Genomic DNA, 19,688 nt, shown 5'->3' with positions numbered 1-19,688 from the left:
CCTTCGGACGCACCGGCCCTTCTGGCGGATGCCGAGAAGATGTTTCGTTCGAATCGTTGTCGCAGCCGGAGGCTCGGTTTTTCGATGACAAAATACGACATCAGCGCCGCCGCCGCCACAAGCGCGACATTGGCAGGGAATGAGGTCATTGCGGAAGGGGAATGACGATTGAAGAACATCTGCTGCCATAGATAAAGCGAGTAGCTGATGACTCCAATTCCGACAAGCGGTTTGGAGTTGAGTATCCGTCCAACTATTCCGGTGTGATACGTAACGCACCAGTCCAGGCACAAGGCGATACCGATGTTCATCATCGTATGGCTGATCAGGTAGTAGATCGTCGGGTGGCCGAAGAACATATGGAAGAACAGAACGGCCGCCGGAACCGCCACAAAGAATTTCGATTCGAGTATTTTTCTATAAGCTGCTTGAGCTTTGAGCCAACCGCCGGCGCCCGCCAGAAGGCAACCGGTCGCGATTGCGTCTGCGACCGTTTCGAACCGGAATCCGATTCCTTCCAGCTTGTAGTAGTGCCACAGGAAGACGCGAATAATCGGACATATGAAGATCACGGAGGCTGCCGCCATAAACCCTTTTCGCCTGCCGAGAAAAACAAGGACGGCCGGCCAGAGCAGGTAAAACTGTTCTTCGACGCCTAAGGACCAGGTGTGGCCGACAGCCCAGGATCGTCCGGGATAGTAATTCGACGTATATGTCACGGCATGTATCACGTCTCTTGGGGTCAAGGAGACGAGGCCCATCGCGTTGAAAAGGATCAATCCGACAATCATGAAATAGCACGCCGGAAATATCCTGAATGTGCGGCGGAAGTAGAACTTTCCGAGGTGAATCTTGTTTGTCTTTTCCAGTTCGCTCAGCAGCAGGTTCGTAATGAGGAAACCCGAGATGACAAAGAAGACCTTGACCCCGAGATTTCCAAATTCATAAAGGAATGTTCCCGGTGTTGGATTCAGAAACCCCTGCGTTCCCAGCAAATGGCTGAAGAGGACCATCATCACCGCGATACAGCGCAAGCCGTCCAGGGACGGAATGCGATTCGTCTCGTGCTTCATGGCTCCAGCGCTGCAAGTCGTCTTCCAGCAGCTGGGCTTTGCCCAACGGGAACGGGAATAGCCACAAAAGGCATAGCGCGGCTATGCCGCAACCAAACTTTTTTAGCCGCGGATGACGCGGATGACGCAGATGGGACGCAAAAACGAACTTTTGGGGCGCCCCATCTGCGTCATCCGCGTCATCGGCGGCTAAAAACTTTGTCAGGAAAACTAAAAGCTATGACCTTGTTACACATAAGGCAGGTCATTCATGATGTTTTTGTGCCTTTTGTGTTCTGCTATGTGCCTTTTGTGGCTATTCCCGTTCCGCCCCGCCCTATGGCAGATAGTCGAAGGCATCGACCCAGACCCAGGCGGACTGAGCGGATGCGTCCTTATTGCCCGTAACCTCAATAGTGATGGTATGGGTTCCGGAAGCGAGGCCGGTCGTCGCGTAATTGACCGCTTGAGCCTGTTCGGATGCCGAGTAGGTGTCCACCTGAGATTTCAGCGCGCCGTCGATGTAGATATTGGCAATGCCGGACCATTGATCCCGATAGCCGATCCACTTGACGGCTGTCCCGGTGAAGGTGAAGGTGGCCCGCGAGCCGGAATTGATCGCGAGAACGGCGCTGCCGCCGCTGTTGAATGAGCCGGCGTTCCCGTACCAGGAGCCGGTGTAGACCACCGCGGAGTTGTTTTGTTCAACTCGCTTGAACGTGGTCGTGCCACCCGAAGTCGTTCCACCGCCAGTCGTGGTTCCGCCACTGCCGGAACCGGAACCGGAGCCGGAGCCGTTGGACGCGTAGTCGAAGGCATCGACCCAGATCCAGCCGGCCTGAGCGGATGGGTTCTGGTTTCCGGACGCCTCGACGGCGAGGGTATGAGTGCCGGCGGCAAGGCCGGAAATCGTATACAGGACAGCCTGCGCCTGGGAGTTTGCGGAATAGGCGTCGACAGTCGTTTTTAAAACGCCGTCGACATAGACGTTGGCGATACCGGACCAGGCATCCTTATATCCGATCCACCGGGCATCGGTGCCGGTGAAGGTGAACGTGGCGCGCGAGCCTGCGTCTTCAGCCAGAACCGCGCTGCCGCCGCTATTGAATGAACCGTTGTTCGTGTACCAGGTGCCCGTGTAAGTGACGGCGGATTTGTTTTGCTCGACACGGGTGAACGTGCCGGTTCCGCCGGTCGTCGTGCCCCCTCCGCCTGTTGTGGTGCCACCACCACCGCTCGAAGTTCCGTTGGATGCGTAGTCGAAGGCATCGACCCAGATCCAGTCGGCCTGAGCGGATGGGTTCTTGTTTCCGGACACTTCGACGGCGAGGGTATGCGTACCGGCGGCCAGTCCGGAGATGGTGTACAGGACCGCCTGAGCCTGATCGCTGGCGGAGTAGTCATCGACAGTCGTTTTCAAAACGCCGTCAACGTAGACGTTGGCAATACCGGACCAGGCGTCTTTATATCCGATCCATCGGGCGTCGATGCCGGTGAAGGTGAATGTCGCGCGCGAGCCCTGACTTTCCGCCAGGACGGCGCTGCTGCCGCTGTTGAATGAGCCGGAGTTCGAATACCAGGTGCCGGTGTAGGTTACAGCCGAGCTGTTTTGTTCGACGCGTGTGAAGGTAGTAGCGCCACCGGAAGTCGTCGTATCATCGGCCACCTTTGCGATGAAGCCGCCAGTACCATTCCACACCGGATTGACGCAACAGGTGCCCTGCGCATTGGGAATCCCGGGAAAGTCGTACGAATCGGTCAGTCCGGTGACGTATAGATTTCCATTCATGTATGCGACGGCGCTGCCTGAAGTGAAGGCATTGTTTGATCCACGCGGTGGTGCATTGGTATTCCCGGCATTAGCTCCCCCGATAAGCGTCGAGTACACCAGGCTCTTACCATCGACGGAAAATTCGCTGACGAATGCGTCCGTTGTGCCTTTGAAAGGCTGCATGGAATTGACTTGAGGAAAGTCCGGGGATGCCGTGACGTCGGTGACATAGGCGTTACCATTGCCGTTAACCGCGATACCAGCGCAAGTCGGCTTTTCTTCGCACCATATGCCGGCAGTTATTTCATCGTTACTTCCGCCCAGGTACGTGGAGTACGCAAGCGCGGTTCCCGCCGAATTCACTTTGGTCACGAAAACGTCGAAGCCCCCATGCAGTGCCGGCTGGAATGCCGAAGCCGTCGGGAAATTGGGAGAATTGGTCCTCCCGGAAATATAGGCATTCTCGGAGGTGTCGAGAGCGATACCTGTAGCGATGTCGGTTCCGCTGCCGCCGAGATACGTTCCGTACATCAATGCCGAACCTGCGGGATTCAGTTTGACGATGAATGCGTCGGTCCCTCCCCTTGCCGCCGATTGAATCGGATCCGCCGTCGGAAAGTCCGTTGAGGTGGTCGTTCCGGCGACATAAGCGTTTCCGCTTCCGTCCACGGCAATTGCTGTCGCGGCATCGCTTCCGCCGCCGCCCAGATACGTCGAGTAGATAAATGCGGAGCCTTGAGCATTCAAAACCGTGACAAAGGCATCCGCACTCCCGCGCAGAGTCGACTGGAAGGGTCTCGTTGTGGGAAAGGCCGCCGATGAGGCCTGGCCGGCGATGTACGTGTTGCCGGACGGATCGACGGCGATGCCGTCCGCGCGATCGCCGCCAAGGTACGTCGAATATGTCACATTGCCGTTCGTGTCAAACTTTGTCACAAACGCGTTCCAGCCCGCCGTGGGTGCAGGGTGAATCGCATTCGAGGTCGTTGGGAATGGCGGGTATGGAGGCCGGAAGCCATACTCCGTCCAGCCGGTAGCATATGCATTTCCCGCGGCATCGACTGCAATGGCCGTGGCGCTGTCACTGTACCCGGAAGATCCAAACGAACTGAACCACAGAAACGCCGTTCCTGACGCATTCAGCTTGGCGACAAAGGCGTTTGTCGCCTGATCGTTCGGTCCGCCGTCGTCGGTCGTTCCGGCGAGGTACGCGTTTCCGCCGGAGTCCACGGCGATGCCATATTCGCGGGTCATTCCGGGGGCGAAAGTCGAATACACCAGTTGCGGGTCGATGATAAGAGGCTTGCTGTGATCATAGCCGGCAACCTCAAATCCGGCTCGGCCGCCGCCATGAAGGACATATTTGCTGTCGACGAGGGTCCTGCGCCCATCGATATTCTGATAGGTCGTTGGTTTAGATTGCCGGATTTCCTGTCGCCCAACAGTAATCAGCAGATCGCCTTCCCCGGATAACTTCAACTTCGCTCCACGCTCGAATCCGATGTCGATCAGCTTGGCTGAAGCGCCCGGTGCGACCGTGAAATCGTACTCAAATCTTCCTTCGTTGCCGTAATAAATGGCGTCGACGCCGGGATAGACGTCTTTAACTTCAACATCTTGATATGTAGGGATGTGCGTGATCCAGTTCTCGCTGCTGCCTTGAAAGTAGTTCGCCTCGCCGGGAAGAGCGTCCGTTCCGCGGACTCCGGCTCCCGGATTTGCGCCATGCAACACCATTTCAAGTGTTGTGTGTGCCGAGCTACCCGGAGTACGGAACTTCAACTCGACGGTTGTCGAGTTCACCAGGAGGGAGTAGCCGAACCGGCGCGCGCCGAACTCGAAACGGCGGTCAAACTGTCCTCGATTCGGTTCGAAGCTCATCGGCAGATTCCCGTAATCCCTTGCAGCGCTTATCGATCGGCTTGCCGTGGCCGCGGCCACATGCCGTGTTTCGGACCCTAATGAAAGAAGGACAATTCCACAGAGGGTAAGGGCAAACAGGCGAGTCTTCATGTTGACAGACCTCCACCGGGAGGCAAGATGCATCTTGAACACCGCAAATCTGTCGCCGCTCCGGGGCTCAGCTGTCGACATACATCCGCTAAACCGTTTAGCATGTCGGCGTAGGACGAGGCGCGCCAATCCGCTGGCTTGAGAATCGAATACTGCGTCGATATCTCTGCGGTTACGGACTTGAAATCGGAGCACTATGGAAGCGTTTCCCGGTTTCTGCCGGTGTTCGGGTCTTGTATGCCGATAGGCTTTCCGTTGAGGGTCTTGAAGGGGACTATCCCGATCTGAAGCGCGCCATTATCCCGCCCGATGTTATTGCCGACGCCGAAGCACTTCCTTTTGCCTCATCCCTCGACTTCATTATCGCGAGTCATATTCTGGAGCATCTGCACTTTCCTCTGGCCGCTTTGCGAGGCTGGTATGAATGCTTAGTGCCGGGCGGAATATTGTTGTTGCGAGTGCCCGACAAGAGGTTCACGCTCGATGCTCCGCGCCAACGGACGACACTCGATCATTTGATCCGCGAACATTCGGATCCGAAAACCCATGATCTCCGGAGTCATTATGCGGATTGGGTCGAACACATCTATAAAACACCGCGAAGCCAGTCGAACTTTGAATCCAGCGTCGACGACTTGATGGGCAGGAAATTCAGCATTCACTGTCACGTCTGGACGCAAGACGACGTGCGAGCCATTCTCGACTACACAATCGATAACTGGAATCTGTCATGGCGCCGGATTCTTTCCTGGAATGCACATTTTTATCGCAAGGAAGTCGTCGTCATGTTGCGTAAAAACTAAATGTTCCAAACCACTGCTCCCATATCGAATGAACAATCCAGCGGAACGAAATCCATTTCAAATCTCCTGCAGATTCTGCTGTTGGCAGGCATCTGTGCCGCGGTCTACTTTCCGGTATTGAATAACGGCTTTATCGCGGACGATTACGCGTATCTGGACTGGGCAGCACGGCTGAAAACGAACTTCTGGTTTCTGTTTACGATTCCGCCGAATAACTTCCGCATGACGAGTTTCCTCGTGTTCGCAGCTTTAAAAGACATTGCCGGATACCGCCCTGAAGTGTTTTATGTGTTTTCGATTTTTCTTCACTTCATCAACTGTCTGCTGCTCCGGACCCTGATTTCCAGGCTATGGGGAAACATCCGGATTGCTTATCTGGCGGCCGTTCTGTTCGCCGTCGTTCAGGCACCGCAGGAGGCAATTCTGTGGCTGGCGGCCATGGGAGAACCGTTGGTTGCTTTTTGTTTGCTGAGTGCAATTCTGCTGTGGCTGAAGGATCGCTACATCCTCAGCGCACTGATGTTTGGATTCGGGCTGTTTTCGAAAGAATCCGGCGTGATCCTGCTGGTTCTGCTGCCGTTGATCCAATGGCAGCGCGGTAAGCCACTGTTTCCGAAACGCTATTTTCTCTTCCTCATTCCGACGGCCGTGTTCGGTGGGGTATTTCTTTGGACGTGGTCGAAGAACAGTTATATCCAGGGTGGTATTTACGACGCGGGCCCGCACGCAGCTTTGGTTTTCGTCAAAACGCTCAACCGCTTATTATGGCCATGGTTCTATTCCCTTCTTGTGGCCTTCAGGATTGATACCGGCCGCTGGCCCGACTGGCGGCGCGCACTGCCGTACCTCCCATGGCTGGGGGCCGCGATGGCACCTTACCTTTTTCTCACCTATCAAGGCGCCTTGCCGAGCCGGCACGTTTACCTGATATCGATGGTGCTGGATGCCGGTACAGCGTTCTTGATTTATAACCTTCGCAGCGTACGCCTGCAGCAGACGTTTGTCGCCGCTTTTCTGTCATTTAATGTCGGATATCTTTGGATACGAAAGGACGCTCAATTCGAAGGGCGGGCCAAGCCGACCACCGAACTGCTACGCCTTCTGCGCAGTCACGCACCGACCCCGGTCATGGTGTACGATTTTCCCTATACTGAAACTATGCTGGCCCGAGACGTGGCTCCACTCGCGCCGGGTTGGACGCCGGCCCTGATCGAAGTTCACAGCACCACCGAGACCTGTTTAGATTGCGTGAGCTTACGCTGGGACCCCAAATCGGGCACTTATATTGGCCCTTGGTAAGCGAGGTTCAATCTGGCCGAGTCAGATGTATGAAGGATAAGCGAAGAGATTCCGTAATTCGGAGACCGCCGTCGTTGCCGTTTTGGAAACGACGGGAGCAACGGGGTCGGCCGATACGGGTTGTCAGATCGTGCCAGGTCGCAGTGCTTTTTCCCGTTCCTAGACCACTTCAAGCCGTTTCAACTTCATGCGATCAGTGCGAACGTGGGCGAGATTATACTGGGCCTGTTGGACAAGCCAGCTTTGGGCGCTGCCGCCGAAGACTTTCGACAATCTCACGGCCATTTCCGTGGAAACGCCCCGTTTTCCGTTTACCAGTTCCGACAATGTCGTGCGGGTTACGCCGAGCGCAGTCGCGTCCGTAATGCTCAAGCCCAAAGGCTCAATGCACTGACGCAGAACAAAGCCTCCCGGGTGGTGGAGTTTTCATCGGCATTGTTCAATCTCCTTCTTAATGATAGTCCGCGTAATCAACATCGAATGCGTCGGGATCGGCAAACCGGAACGTCACTCGCCAGTTTGCGCGAACTGTTACCGCCCACAAACCTTTCAATCCGCCCTTGAGCGGATGTAACCGGAAGCCGGGAATATCCATGTGAGTTCCTAAACACTGCGGCGTTAATGAGGACCTATCTGCCGATTGCTTGTGGGAAGGGCTGTTATCGCCAGGAATGGGTAAACGCTCGGCAACTTTCGGGATCCGAAATTTCGTCGTTTCGGCACTTGTATGGGATGCCGACTTCGTGGACCGTTAATTCTCGGTAAATCACGTGTGTTAAATGAGGGTCTAGTCGCCAGACCTATGGTAGCTCCCGAGAAATCGCTATCGCCGAAGTGGCTGGTCTCGTTGTCGATTAAACGATTCTTCCTTAATCGGCAGCAGGTTTTTCGGCGGAATCGACGATAAAAAATTTAATGGCGACCTTTCGTCGTTCGAGTTTGAGGCCTAGCTGTTTCTCAAGCGGACCTGAGATGGCATCTCCGGGTTGCGCAACAATCGTGAAATCGTAAAAGCCTTTCAGGTTTGTTCGATCCTCAACGTGACGGCCCGCAGCAGGTAGAAGGAGCTGTGCGAATCGGGTCATCGAAACTTTTTGGAAAGATGATGTCACGGGCAACTGGGCAACGTTGTTGTCCTTTCCCCCGTTAAAGATCAGGCTGTTTTCATAGGCGAGGGCGAGAAAGCCATCCGAAAGCTTCTCCTCCTCATCGGGTTTCGCTTCGTTAAATTTCGGGCCAACCGGCGTGACCACCAATTGAAATCCATCAATTTCTCGCGTCTCCCAGTGGAATTTCAGTTTGAATCGGTCCACAAGAAGGTTTTGAAGCATCGACAGCAGGTCGGCTTCTCTGGCAGTCTCCGGGTTCTCGGCCTTTGCCTCAAGGTCGAACCGGTCTTGTCCGTCTTTGACCCAATCCGGACCTCCTTGAAGGACGTCCATCGTTACGTTGTATGCGACTCCAATCATGTGGCTGAGACGGCCGGACGAAATGACGCATCGCCCCAGGGGCACTGTTGCGGCTAGGTCCCTTGGAGCAAATTTAGAGTCGATACCATGGCAGGCGCTTTTAACGCCAATATTTACGAGTCTTGCCGGCTTAATGGTTGCCGCCTCAAACTCGGGGGACTGTGACTTCAAAGGTGCCGCGTACAAAACGGCGAATACCAGAGCCCAAAATGACAGTGCCTTCATCCTCATGCTCCGTCGGCCAGTTCTCCCATATGACACCGTTTGAGCAGAAATGTTCCTTAAAAGATTAAGTGGCCGTATAACCGCGTTGTCGTAGGAGTGCTACTTCGCGACGCAGTGCCCAGAAAGAAATAGCTGCCCGAATGCCGCAGCGTTTAGTAATTGGAATTAGCTGTCGATATATCCCCTTATCACCGTTGATCCGGCGCCATCCCAAGCTCGGTTGCAGAGAAATAGATCCTGCCTTGTCGCCCAGCGTTTAGCCATACAGCGGCAAAGATGCCTAAACCCTTAGGCGTTTTCGTCGGGCTATCCCTTTCGGCGCTTGTCAGGGCGGAAAGCACTTCTACGGCAACGCGGTTTACCAGGCACTGAGATTCGTTTTCAATTCTTCTGATCGCAAGTAGCGGGAACCGAAAGCACAACCCGTTGCGACGGCGGACCGCACGCTCGTCATTCATGAGCAGGAGGAAAAACGGAAGATCGACTGGAGAAAGCAGGCAAACGGCATCGTCGCCCACTTCGTTCATTCCCTGGATGCCTTAGGCACTATTCCCTCGCGCTGCCGGGGTTGTCCACCATGGCGGTGCGGGCACGACGACCACGGCCGCGCTAGCCGGAGTTCCCCAGGTCGTCGTGCCGCACCGCTACGACCAACACTACTTCACCGTTCGCATCGATCAACTCGGTGTCGGCGTCGCTCGCCCCCCCCCGCAACCGCCACAAGCGATTCGCTCGTAACACGGCCCTTCAACCCTCGAAGTGGCACCCGCCATCCCCTTTTGCATCGGATGATGAGTCCGCGCAGGGTCCGTATCTCATTGAACAGTAAGGCGAATAATTCGTTCTCGGCGGTCGGGACCGGACAGCTGGCCCCCGGTAAAGGAGAGAAAAAAAAGGTCTTTGGCTTACCGCGGGAGGTAAGGCAGAGAAGAAAAAAGTATCTGGCTTACCGCGGGAAGTAAGGCAGAGAAGAAAAAAGTATCTGGCTTACCGCGGGAGGTAAGGCAGAGAAGAAAAAAGTATCTGGCTTACCACGGGAGGTAAGGCAGAGAAGAAAAAAGTCTCTGGCTTACCGCGGGAAGTAAGGCAGAGAAGAAAAAAGTATCTGGCTTACCGCGGGAGGTAAAGCAGAGAAGAAAAAACTCCATGGCTTACCGCTTGGTGTCGGCGGCGTCCGGGATTTCGTGTAAGTGAGGTTTGTTAGGTTATATCCGGAAGTACATGGCCGTGCTCGAGGACGCACGGAAATAACGGTTGCTAGCCGCGGTTTTTTACCAGCGTGGCAATGGTCTCGACCAGATCCGCCGGCTTGACGGACTTCGGCACGAACATCTGATAGCCGGCGGCCAGGGCCTTGAGGCGGTCGTCTTCCCTTGTCCGTCCTGTGAGCGCGATCGCCAGGACATTACGCACGGATTCCGAGTCCATGACGCGCACGCGCGAGATGAGTTCGAGGCCGTCTTCATCGGGCATTCCGATGTCGGATAGAAGCACGTCCGGTATCCACTCCTCGAGTTCCTTGATCGCTTCGCCGGCATTGGCAGACGGGCGGACCTCCGCGCCCTGCCGTTCCAGGAAGGCCTTGAGCATCCTGAGGATGACGGCTTCATCTTCGACGACAAGAATCCTGAGGCCCTTCAAAGCGTCTTTCGACTGGTCTCCTTCCATTGCATCGCTCAGCCCCTCCTGGAAGGCCTGCCGCACTCGATTCGAAACGGGGATGTTCACGTTGAACGTCGATCCGCGATTCAATCCCGCACTCGATGCTTCAATGTGACCGCCATGCAGCTCGACAAGGTGTTTCACAATCGCCAGTCCCAAGCCGAGACCGCCTTGCCTGCGCGCCGGCCTAGTCTCGGCCTGCCGGAAGCTTTCGAAGATGTGCGGGAGAAACTCGGCTGCAATTCCGGAGCCGGTATCCGTGACCCGGATGGTTGCGGTGTTCCCGTCGGTTCCAGCCGAAATGGAAATCCGTCCGCCTTGTGGTGTGAACTTGAGCGCATTGAAAACCAGATTGTGGAGAACCTGCTGCAGCCGCATCGAGTCGCCTTCGACACGAAGGGCGGGCGGTTGCACATCGGCCTCGATCGTCACGCCCTTCGCTTCCGCGGGCGGCCCGACGGAATCGACGACGTTCTGAATCAGTTCGCTCAGGCTCACGTGTTCTACCCTTAGCCGCAGACTGCCCGCTACGATGCGTGAAAAATCCAGCAGGTCTTCGATCATCCGAGTCTGAAGCTGCGCGTTCCGTTCGATGACTGGAATCGCTCTTGCAGCAGTCTCCGCATCAACCCTTTTCGCCTTGATGATCTGAGTCCAGCCGAGAATCGTGCTCAGCGGCGTCCGCAACTCGTGCGACACCATCGCCAGGAATTGATCCTTCGCGCGATTCGCCGACTCCGCCTCCCGCCGCGCCTCCCGTTCACGGACCAGAAGGCGATCGCGTTCTTCATCGCGCTGTTTGCGCTCCGTGATATCGAGACTGACTCCGACAACCCGTACGGTATTTTCATCCGTGCTGTAGATGGCGCGGCCGTGCGAACGCACCCAGTGAACGCTTTCGTCCGGCCAGACAACACGGAATTCGGCTTCATAGGCACTGTCGTTCCCGATCGTGTCCTGCAGCAGGTGGGTCACGCGCTCGCGGTCCTCCGGATGAATCAGGTTCAAAGCGATCTCAAAGGAAAAATCCTGGCCGGGTGCGAGACCGAAGATCGCCTTGCATTCAGCGGACGCCTCCAGTGTATTTCGTCCGGAATCCCAGTCCCATGAACCGAGCCTGCCTGCCTGCATCGCGAGCTGCAGACGCTTTTCGCTCTGGCGGATCTGCTCCCCCATGTGCCGGCGGTCCGTAACATCACGGATCACGGATACGTGAGTGCCGGGCTGAATGTGCGCCACAGCCCGATAGTCCACCACACGAAGAGTTCCATCTTTCCGGCGCAGTGTGGGTTCTCCTTCGAACGAGTTCGAAGTCAGAAAATCCCGCCACTGCCGGTCGAACTCCGATTGATCCGCGAATGTAACGATATCGGGAACCCGCAGCTTCAGCAGTTCCTCACGGCTGTAACCCAGGAGTTCACACGCAGCCCTGTTCGCATCGATGTACTCGGCATTGTTGTTCGCAACGAGGATGGCATCCAGGAACTCTTCGAAAACTGCTCGCCAGTAGGGCAGAAAGACCTCCCGTTCGCCGGAGCCTATATTGATTCGGAGTAAATTGTGTCGGCCGTGAGCCTAATCCTGAGGCTTAAAGAGAATAACGGCACGTCAATCTTCCCGTCAACACCGCGTTCCAGGCGGGGGTATGTGGAGTGCTCCCGTTGAACCATCTGTGTCATCTGCGCAATCTGCGGCTACAATTCATTAATACGGAGATAAATATGTCCATCGAATACAAATTGTGTGCTGCGGAAAAGGCTGCGGAACTGAATGATCAGGTGAATGGTTTACTGCGCGATGGATGGGCTCTCTATGGAAATCCATTCGTGACGCCTTCCGGCACGCTCTGCCAGGCGTTGACGAAAATGCCGAAGAAAGTTGCCGGCGTTCGCTGAAATCCCGACTTCTCTCCTGGACGGCCGCCATGGCGGCCGGTTGCCTCGCTCTGAATGTAAGGGCATTCCACTAGTGGAGCGCGCAACCCTCATAATCCCCATAATTTCCGGCTTTTACATTGGCATCCCGCTTGCGAAGAACGCAGTACTGAGGGACCGATATGTGTGGAATTGCGGGTGTGTTGAGTCTGGCCGGAAAACCGGTGGCCCCGGAAGAAGTCGAAGCGATGTGCGATGCAATGGTACACCGCGGGCCGAACGATGCCGGCTATTACGCGGCGGACGAGGCCGTGATCGGGATGCGGCGGTTGAGCATCATCGATATCGACGGCGGACATCAGCCCGTACATAACGAAGATCGGACCGTATGGGTCGTCTTCAACGGCGAAATCTACAACTTCAAGACGCTTCGCGCGCAGCTTGAGGGCCAGGGCCACCGTTTCTATACGGACACGGATACCGAGGTCATCGTCCACCTTTACGAGCAATACGGCGAAGCGTGCGTCGAAAAGATGCGCGGCATGTTCGCCTTTGCGGTGTGGGATGAGCGTCAGAAGACGCTGCTGCTGGCGCGCGACCGGCTCGGCATCAAGCCTCTTTTCTATGCCATCGTCGACGGCCGCCTCGCATTCGGTTCCGAGCTGAAGGTCGTGCTTCAACTGCCCGAAGTCGAGCGCAAGCTCAATTGGGGTTCCGTCAACAGCCTTTTCAACGGGATGACGACGCCCTCGTCTGAGAGCATCATCGACGGCGTTCATAAGCTTAAACCCGGGCACATCCTGACAGCCTCCGCCCGTCACGGCATTCGTGTCCGCGAGTACTGGGACGTGCAATTCGATCCGGATTACACGAAAAGCGAGCAGTATTTCGTCGAACGCCTGCGCGACCTGCTGGAAGAATCGGTCCGGATGCGGCTGATCGCGGACGTGCCGCTCGGCGCTTTTCTCAGCGGCGGTATCGATTCGAGCGCGGTCGTCGCCACCATGGCGCGTATCAGTTCGGGACCGGTGAAGACTTTTTCAATCGGCTTTCCGGACCAGGACTACAACGAGCTGGATTATGCGCGGCAGGTGGCGCGCCAGTTCGGAACGGATCACCACGAGTTGGTCGTCGATCCGAATGTGTTGGGCATTATCGAGGACCTTCCATGGTTTCTCGACGAACCCTTTGGCGACTCTTCAGCGATTCCCACATACATGGTTTCGAAGCTCGCGGCCGAGCACGTCACGGTGGTCCTTTCCGGCGACGGCGGCGACGAATTGTTCGCCGGTTACGACAAGTACGTGAAGGAGCGCGCCGAGCGGAAGCTCGACCAGATCCCGAACCCGCTACGCCAGGTGGCGGGATTCATCGGACGCTCGATGCAGGAAGGCATGAAGGGGCGGAATTTCCTGAGACATCTCGGCTTCAGCGGCGCTGAGCGGTTCTTCGACAACAACACGCTGTTCCGGGAAATCGAGAAGATGTCGCTGTTTGAGCCCGACGCCTGGCTGCACATTCAGAAAGAGGACCCGCGCAGCCCGTGGCGCGCCTTTCTGCAGAACAGCAAAATGCCCTGGTTGTCCACGTTGCAGTACATCGACATCAAGAATTACCTGCCGAACGATATCCTGACCAAGGTCGATCGCATGAGCATGGCTCATTCGATCGAGACGCGCGTGCCTTTGCTCGACCACAAGTTCGTGGAGTTTGCCGCGACCATTCCGCCGGAATTGAAGCTTCAGGGCAAGACAACCAAATACATCTTTAAGAAAGCCATGGAAGGCATTCTTCCGAACGAAATTCTTTACCGGCCGAAGCGCGGATTCGCCATCCCTTTGGGACGGTGGTTTCGTGGCCAGCTCAGCCTCTACGTCCGGGACCTTTTGCTCTCCCGTAAAAGTCTCGGACGCGGGCTGTTCCAGAAATCCTATATCGAGCGCCTGATCGAATTGAACGATCGAGGCCGCCCGCTGGACCTGCAGCTCTGGACGATGATCACGTTCGAGTTGTGGTGCCGGAGATTCATAGATGAAAGTGCTTTTTGTCGGTCCGTATCCGCCACCGCACGGGGGAATCTCCGTGCACGTGTGGAGCGCGCACGCTCTAATGAAGCGGACGGGACAGCAGTCGAGTGTGCTTAACGTCGATCCCCGCGCTCCGGAGAGCGATGCCTACATCAAGATCTCCGGCGCACCTGGTTTTTGCCGTGAACTCTTCCGGCACGTCAGCGACGACTGGGTTTTGAGCGTGCACACCAATGGTGAGAACCCTAAAAGCTGGCTCGTCGCGCTGGCTTGCGGACTTGCCGCCCAGGCGGGTCCCGGAGCCACATTGACTCTGCACTCGGGGGGAGTCCCGGAATATCTGCGGCTGAATCCGGGCTGGAAGCGCCATCTCGCCCGCTTTGCCGCGTTGTTCTATGACCGCATTGTCTGCGTGAGCGGGGAAATGGCGGATGCCGTCTCCGAACTGGGCATCAGCCGGGACAAAATGCAGATCACGCCCGCTTTCCTTCCCATCGAAGCGCCGGAGGTGGCCGCATCCGGGGATATCGAGAGCTGGATGAAAAGGCATTCTCCGTTGCTCAGCACGGCCATGTTCTTCCGGCCGGAGTACGGATTTGAGGTCCTGATGCGGGCAGTCGCCCGGCTGAGGAACCGATATCCGGATATCGGGTGTCTGGTCATGGGGACAGGTGAGAACCGTTCCGAGGCGGAAGCTTTAATCGCGGAAATGCGGCTCGGCGGCAGCGTCATTCTGGCAGGCGATCTGGACCACGAATTGTGCCTCTCGCTGATGGCGCGCTCGTCGGTTTTTGTGCGTCCGACGTTCAGAGACGGTGATTCGATTTCGGTGCGCGAAGCGTTGGCCCTGGGCGTGCCGGTTGTTGCAAGCAGCGCCGCCGCACGGCCGGCGGGCACAATGGTGTTTGAGACCGGGAATGTAAATGAACTGGTCCAGGCCGTGACGACTTCATTGGAGCGGGTGGCCGCATAGGAATTCATGAATTTAAAACGTCTTCGTCAAATGTCGGCCCGGGAAATCGCTCATCGGACGCGGGAACGTTTCAGGCATCACGCCGACCGGCTGCGGCTTGGCTCCGGCGCCGGCCTGGATGACGATCGCGAACTCGATGCGCTGATCGCGCGGGAGAAGGCTTCCCTGAAAGGCTATTTGCAGCGCGCCGTCGCGCCGCGCTTTTATCCTTCGACACACAATACGGAATCCTTAAGCCAGTTCATCGCGCAGCGATTCCCGGAATGGTTCGACCGCGCCGTACAAGATGCGGATGTTCTGTGCAGTCACCGGATCGGCCTGCTGGCTCACACCGAACTGGAACTGGGAAACTCGATCGATTGGCATCGCGATCCGGTGTCGGGCTACCGCTGGCCGCCCAGGTTCTGGGTCGATTACGACCTTCTCAGTGCGCCGCCTGCGGACGCAAAAGTGATTCATGAGCTGAACCGGCATCAACATCTACCGCGGCTTGCAAGAGCGTTCTGTCTGACGGCCAATGAGTCCTATGCGCAGGAGGCCGTCGCGCAAATGGAAAGCTGGATCGAACAGAACCCGAAATGGACCGGCATTAACTGGCAATCGAGCCTCGAAATCGGGATTCGATGCACATCGTGGTTGTGGACGATCATTCTGCTGCTGCCGTCGAAGGCACTCGACGAATCCAGGCTGCGGCGTATCATGAGGTCCCTGTTTGCCCAGTTCGACCAGATCTATCGCTATCCTTCCGTTTACAGCAGCCCGAACACGCACCTGATCGGCGAAGCCGCGGCCCTTTTTATCGCCGGCGTTCTTTTCCGGGAGCTGCCGCGAGCGGAGAAGTGGCGCCAATTCGGCTGCAATACCCTGATCCGCGAAATGCAGGACCAGGTTCCGGCCGACGGCGTTTACTGCGAGCTGTCGTCCTACTATCACTGTTACGCCACGGATTTTTATCTCCATACGCTGGCGCTTGCGAAGTGCAATGGGCTGGCCTTTCCGGACTGGATGTGGACGAAGCTGGGACAGATGCTGGACTTCGTCATGCGCATCACGCGGCCGGACGGGAGTATTCCGCTGCTGGGCGACGACGATGGCGGGCGCCTTCTGATGCTTGGAGCCGGCGACTATCGTTCATTTCGCGATGGCCTTTGCACCGGCGCCGTTTTAGCCGGCAGGTCCGACTTTAAAACCCAGGCGGCGGGATTCCACCAGGACACGCTATGGCTGCTCGGCGAGGAGGCCTGGACAGTCTTCAACTCGCTGAGTTCGGAGCCCCCTTCGGATAATTCCAGCGAATATGGCGATGCCCGATACTTTGTGCAGCGTTCCGGCTGGGATGCGAAAGACACCGTCGTTACCTTCGACTGCGGCGGCCTGGGTTCACCGAGCGGAGGGCACGGACACGCCGACGCGTTGTCTCTGACTCTCTTTACCGGCGGCCGCGACTTCCTGATCGATCCCGGGACAGGTATATACAACTGCGCGCCGGAATGGCGGGAATATTTTCGCTCAACCCGGGCGCACAACACCGTTGTGGTCGATGGCGCGGGCCAGGCGGAGGTGGGCGGGACTTTCGCCTGGAAGAGGAAGACGGAAACGCGCGTGTGCCGGAAGTTCTCGCTTCCGGAGATCGAGTACATCGATGCCGTGCATGATGGATATGCCCATAAGCCTGCCGCCGTCGTTCACCGGCGGCGGCTCATTTACATCCGTCCGGATTACTGGATTGTGCTCGATGACCTGCTCGGACGAGGCAAACACGACTACGAGTTTCTCTACCATTTTGCTTCGGACGCGCGGCTGACCATCTTCGGCGAGGAGAACCGCGGCGAGATCGATTGCCGCGCCAACATTGGCGACGCCGGCCTGCAATTGATGCTCTATGCATCGGCGCCGCTTCGTGCCTCGGTGGAATGCGGACAATATGAGCCGATTCAAGGCTGGTCATCGCAGCGCTATGGAGAACGGGTACCGAGCCCTGTTCTGCGCGCATCTGTACGTGAGGAAGCGCCGGTTTCAATGATGTCGTTTTTGGTGCCGGGAAAACGTTCGGTGGAGTCGCGCCGGTTTCAGGCGAATTCCAACCACGCGATGGCTGCTGCCATTCGCGACGGTGAATTTGATGATGTTGCCGCGACTATTGCCATAGATGGCGATCTGAACATGCTGGATTGCACGATGCGCGGAGAGTTTTTCTGGATGCGGATGCAAAACGGAAATCTCTGCCGGCTGCTGGCAGTCAACGCCTCCTCCTTCAAGTACGGCGGTGAAACGGTTTTCGAGAGCAAAGAACCCATCCCCTACGTGCAGGCCTACTTCTGGGACAACGGCATCGTCATTGAACGCGGTGGGGAAAACGAAGGGAAAGTCTATGTGCGGGATCTGCGGGATCGTCAATTTCAACGTCACTGAGCCGGTCGATCCGGCGCTCATCGAACGGATGACTTCGGCTCAGGCCCATCGCGGGCCGGATGACGACGGTTATTTCATCGGCGACAACGCCGGCCTCGGGCACAGGCGCTTGAGCATTATCGACCTCAGCGGCGGGAAGCAGCCGATCTTCAATGAGGACGAATCGGTCGCCGTCGTGTTCAACGGCGAAATCTACAACTACGCGGATTTGACCGAAGATCTTATTTCACGGGGACACCGTTTCAAAACCCGCTCCGATACCGAAACGATCGTTCACGCCTACGAAGAATACGGCGATACCTGCATGCGCGACTTCCGCGGCATGTTCGCTTTTGCGTTGTGGGACCGCCGCCGGAAGCGGCTCCTGCTCGTCAGGGACCGCCTCGGGATCAAGCCGGTTTATTATTATTGCGGCAAGGGCTTCGTCGCTTTTGCATCGGAAATCAAATCGTTACTGCAACATCCGGAAGTTCCGCGCGAGGTGGACCGGCAGGCCATCGATCTTTATCTATCGCTGCGCTATGTGCCGGGACCTCGAACGATGTTCAAAAACATCTTTAAACTGCAGCCCGGCCACTGGTTGACGGCCGATGAGAGCGGAGTCCGGACAGGAAAATACTGGGACCTGGATTATGAATCGCGCCGCGCAATCGACGTCGAGGAGTTTCAGCATTTGCTTGAAGAGTCGGTGCGGCTGCGGTTGATTTCCGAAGTTCCGCTCGGCGTTTTTCTAAGCGGCGGCCTTGATTCCACCGCGATGCTGGCGCTGATGACGAAGATCAACAAAGGCGAGCGCGTGAAAACGTTCAGCGTGGGTTACGAAGCCGGGGGAAACCCGGATTCGGAGATCGAGGAAGCGAACGAATTCACGTTCGCCAGGCAGGCCGCCGCGCATTTCGGAGCGGAGCACCATGAGTTCAGAATGACGTCGCGCGACTTCCGTAATGCGATTCCGATGATGGTGTCGCATCTCGACGAGCCGATGGCCGACCCCACGTGCATCCCGCTGTACTTCATTTCGAAGCTTGCGCGGAATTACATCACCGTCGTTCTGTCCGGCGAAGGCGCCGACGAAACCATGGCGGGCTATACCTTCTACCGCAAGATCCTCAAGCTCGAAAAGCTGCGAAGAAGCGCCGGCCCTCTGGCTGCGGCGTTTCCTGCGCTGGCTTCACTTCCTGTCGGAGATCGTGTACGCGCGTATCTCCGGCGCGCCGGCACGCCGCTCGAATCGCATTACCGCGGAATGGTGAAAGGATTGTCGCTGGAAGCCAGGCTGGCTCTGACCGGCGAAGACCGTGTGCGCAAATGCGACGCGCACCTGGATGAGATCTTCGGCGGCTATTTCGGCCATGTGCGTGGCGCTTCTGCCTTGAATCGCATGCTCTACGTCGATACGAAAGTGTGGCTTCCGGAAGATCTCCTCCTGAAAGCGGACAAGATGACGATGGCGACGGCCGTCGAGCTGCGCGTTCCGTTCCTGGACCACAAGCTCGTCGAATATCTCGCGGCATCGCCTGACAATGCAAAGGTACAGGGCAACCAGGGAAAATGGATTCTGCGGCAGGCGATGGGTAACGTGGTGCCACCTTCGATCCTCCATCGCACGAAAAAAGGCTTTCCGATGCCTGCTGCGGCGTGGTTCCGGACGGATATGCGCGAGTTTGTGCGGGATACGCTGATGGCGCGCGATTCCGCATGCAGAGATTATTTTGATCGCCAAGCTATTGAGCAAATTGTGGTTCGACAGGAAGAGGGCAGACTTTCGGGGTTTCAGGAGATCTGGTCGCTGATTGTTTTCGAGCATTGGCATAAGTACTTTATCGAACAATCGCAGTCTCTTCGCGCCTCCGGTAAGCCGGACGTGGTGCTTAAGTTGCAAGGGCATTACGTCAGCTAAAAACCTAATACGGAGGCGAAATGAGCATCTACGAAGCAATCGGTACGGCTTGGGTCATCTTTACGTCTGCGATCGCGACTGTGGCAATTCTGTACCTCGCGTTTGTTGGTTTGAAAACGGTCAGTAACAAACCGAAAGACCTGAGAGAGACCGACAACGTTCCGGTCGAAGTCAAAGAGATGTTCAAGATCGCACGGTAAAACTTTGT

Annotated in this window: 14 protein-coding genes and 2 pseudogenes; 9 read left to right on the top strand and 7 right to left on the bottom strand. The window is 56.7% G+C overall.

All coding sequences use genetic code 11. The annotated features are described in order from the left end of the window. Together VGK48_26120 and VGK48_26115 are read right to left on the bottom strand one after the other, a co-directional pair. Positions 1–1,073: acyltransferase (locus tag VGK48_26120; GenBank protein ID HEY2384667.1), on the bottom strand; the 1,073-nt coding region annotated here is incomplete at its 3' end. A 316-nt stretch (positions 1,074–1,389) separates the two neighbouring features. Then, positions 1,390–4,704: an SBBP repeat-containing protein gene (locus VGK48_26115; protein ID HEY2384666.1), complete on the bottom strand. Its 3,315-nt coding sequence runs from the start codon at positions 4,702–4,704 to the stop codon at positions 1,390–1,392. 365 nt (positions 4,705–5,069) lie between these two features. Between VGK48_26115 and VGK48_26110 the strand changes: the two genes are divergently transcribed. Next, on the top strand, positions 5,070–5,639 hold the full coding sequence (locus tag VGK48_26110; GenBank protein HEY2384665.1) for a methyltransferase domain-containing protein: 570 nt from the start codon (positions 5,070–5,072) through the stop codon (positions 5,637–5,639). A 222-nt stretch (positions 5,640–5,861) separates the two neighbouring features. Next, entirely contained in the window at positions 5,862–6,938 is a 1,077-nt protein-coding gene (locus tag VGK48_26105) for a hypothetical protein (protein HEY2384664.1), read from the top strand. 159 nt (positions 6,939–7,097) lie between these two features. Here the strand turns inward: VGK48_26105 and VGK48_26100 are convergent, their stop codons facing one another. The 4 genes and pseudogenes from VGK48_26100 to VGK48_26085 form a co-directional block, all read right to left on the bottom strand. After that, a complete protein-coding gene (locus tag VGK48_26100) occupies positions 7,098–7,310 on the bottom strand; it encodes a HigA family addiction module antitoxin (GenBank protein HEY2384663.1) in 213 nt (70 codons plus the stop codon). A 79-nt stretch (positions 7,311–7,389) separates the two neighbouring features. Next, positions 7,390–7,533, bottom strand: a pseudogene (locus VGK48_26095) (type II toxin-antitoxin system RelE/ParE family toxin). A 274-nt stretch (positions 7,534–7,807) separates the two neighbouring features. Next, positions 7,808–8,632: a TIGR03435 family protein gene (locus tag VGK48_26090; protein HEY2384662.1), complete on the bottom strand. Its 825-nt coding sequence runs from the start codon at positions 8,630–8,632 to the stop codon at positions 7,808–7,810. Between the two features lie 188 nt (positions 8,633–8,820). Next, positions 8,821–9,159, bottom strand: a complete 339-nt coding sequence (locus VGK48_26085) for a hypothetical protein (protein ID HEY2384661.1) — start codon at positions 9,157–9,159, stop codon at positions 8,821–8,823. Positions 9,160–9,175: 16 nt separating this feature from the next. On the opposite strand from VGK48_26085, the pseudogene VGK48_26080 reads away from it, so the two are divergent. Beyond that, positions 9,176–9,331: pseudogene (locus VGK48_26080) on the top strand (nucleotide disphospho-sugar-binding domain-containing protein). Positions 9,332–9,889: 558 nt separating this feature from the next. On the opposite strand, the gene VGK48_26075 reads toward VGK48_26080, so the two are convergent. Then, complete coding sequence (locus VGK48_26075; protein HEY2384660.1) at positions 9,890–11,767, bottom strand: ATP-binding protein; 1,878 nt, start codon at positions 11,765–11,767, stop codon at positions 9,890–9,892. Between the two features lie 248 nt (positions 11,768–12,015). On the opposite strand from VGK48_26075, the gene VGK48_26070 reads away from it, so the two are divergent. The 6 genes from VGK48_26070 (at position 12,016) to VGK48_26045 (ending at position 19,680) form a co-directional block, all read left to right on the top strand. Beyond that, positions 12,016–12,189 carry a DUF1737 domain-containing protein gene (locus tag VGK48_26070; protein ID HEY2384659.1) on the top strand — a complete coding sequence of 58 codons (174 nt, stop codon included), beginning with the start codon at positions 12,016–12,018 and terminating at the stop codon, positions 12,187–12,189. A gap of 161 nt (positions 12,190–12,350) precedes the next feature. Beyond that, the gene (gene asnB, locus VGK48_26065) at positions 12,351–14,312 is read left to right on the top strand and encodes an asparagine synthase (glutamine-hydrolyzing) (GenBank protein ID HEY2384658.1); all 1,962 of its coding nucleotides are present in this window, start codon (positions 12,351–12,353) and stop codon (positions 14,310–14,312) included. Beyond that, positions 14,278–15,168 carry a glycosyltransferase gene (locus VGK48_26060; GenBank protein ID HEY2384657.1) on the top strand — a complete coding sequence of 297 codons (891 nt, stop codon included), beginning with the start codon at positions 14,278–14,280 and terminating at the stop codon, positions 15,166–15,168. Before asnB (VGK48_26065) ends, VGK48_26060 begins: the two co-directional genes overlap by 35 nt. A 6-nt stretch (positions 15,169–15,174) precedes the next feature. After that, positions 15,175–17,580, top strand: a complete 2,406-nt coding sequence (locus VGK48_26055; GenBank protein ID HEY2384656.1) for an alginate lyase family protein — start codon at positions 15,175–15,177, stop codon at positions 17,578–17,580. Further along, positions 17,540–19,480: an asparagine synthase (glutamine-hydrolyzing) gene (gene asnB / locus VGK48_26050; protein ID HEY2384655.1), complete on the top strand. Its 1,941-nt coding sequence runs from the start codon at positions 17,540–17,542 to the stop codon at positions 19,478–19,480. The genes VGK48_26055 and asnB (VGK48_26050) overlap by 41 nt, the downstream gene beginning before the upstream one ends. A gap of 20 nt (positions 19,481–19,500) precedes the next feature. Next, a complete protein-coding gene (locus VGK48_26045) occupies positions 19,501–19,680 on the top strand; it encodes a hypothetical protein (GenBank protein ID HEY2384654.1) in 180 nt (59 codons plus the stop codon). Positions 19,681–19,688 lie beyond the last annotated feature (8 nt).

The organism is Terriglobia bacterium, from assembly GCA_036496425.1.
Taxonomy (GTDB): Bacteria; Acidobacteriota; Terriglobia; order 20CM-2-55-15; family 20CM-2-55-15; genus 20CM-2-55-15.
The sequence above is the reverse complement of the archived record's forward strand: the minus strand, read 5'-3'. Positions and strand labels throughout refer to the sequence as shown.

Bases quoted from the DNA above. Each gene is read 5' to 3' on its own strand.
- VGK48_26115 (HEY2384666.1), bottom strand. From the start codon at position 4,704: ATGAGCTTCGAACCGAATCGAGGACAGTTTGACCGCCGTTTCGAGTTC.
- VGK48_26105 (HEY2384664.1), top strand. From the start codon at position 5,862: ATGACGAGTTTCCTCGTGTTCGCAGCTTTAAAAGACATTGCCGGATAC.
- VGK48_26090 (HEY2384662.1), bottom strand. From the start codon at position 8,632: ATGAAGGCACTGTCATTTTGGGCTCTGGTATTCGCCGTTTTGTACGCG.
- VGK48_26085 (HEY2384661.1), bottom strand. From the start codon at position 9,159: ATGAACGAAGTGGGCGACGATGCCGTTTGCCTGCTTTCTCCAGTCGAT.
- VGK48_26070 (HEY2384659.1), top strand. From the start codon at position 12,016: ATGTCCATCGAATACAAATTGTGTGCTGCGGAAAAGGCTGCGGAACTG.
- asnB (HEY2384658.1), top strand. From the start codon at position 12,351: ATGTGTGGAATTGCGGGTGTGTTGAGTCTGGCCGGAAAACCGGTGGCC.
- VGK48_26060 (HEY2384657.1), top strand. From the start codon at position 14,278: ATGAAGCGGACGGGACAGCAGTCGAGTGTGCTTAACGTCGATCCCCGC.
- VGK48_26055 (HEY2384656.1), top strand. From the start codon at position 15,175: ATGAATTTAAAACGTCTTCGTCAAATGTCGGCCCGGGAAATCGCTCAT.
- asnB (HEY2384655.1), top strand. From the start codon at position 17,540: ATGTGCGGGATCTGCGGGATCGTCAATTTCAACGTCACTGAGCCGGTC.
- VGK48_26045 (HEY2384654.1), top strand. From the start codon at position 19,501: ATGAGCATCTACGAAGCAATCGGTACGGCTTGGGTCATCTTTACGTCT.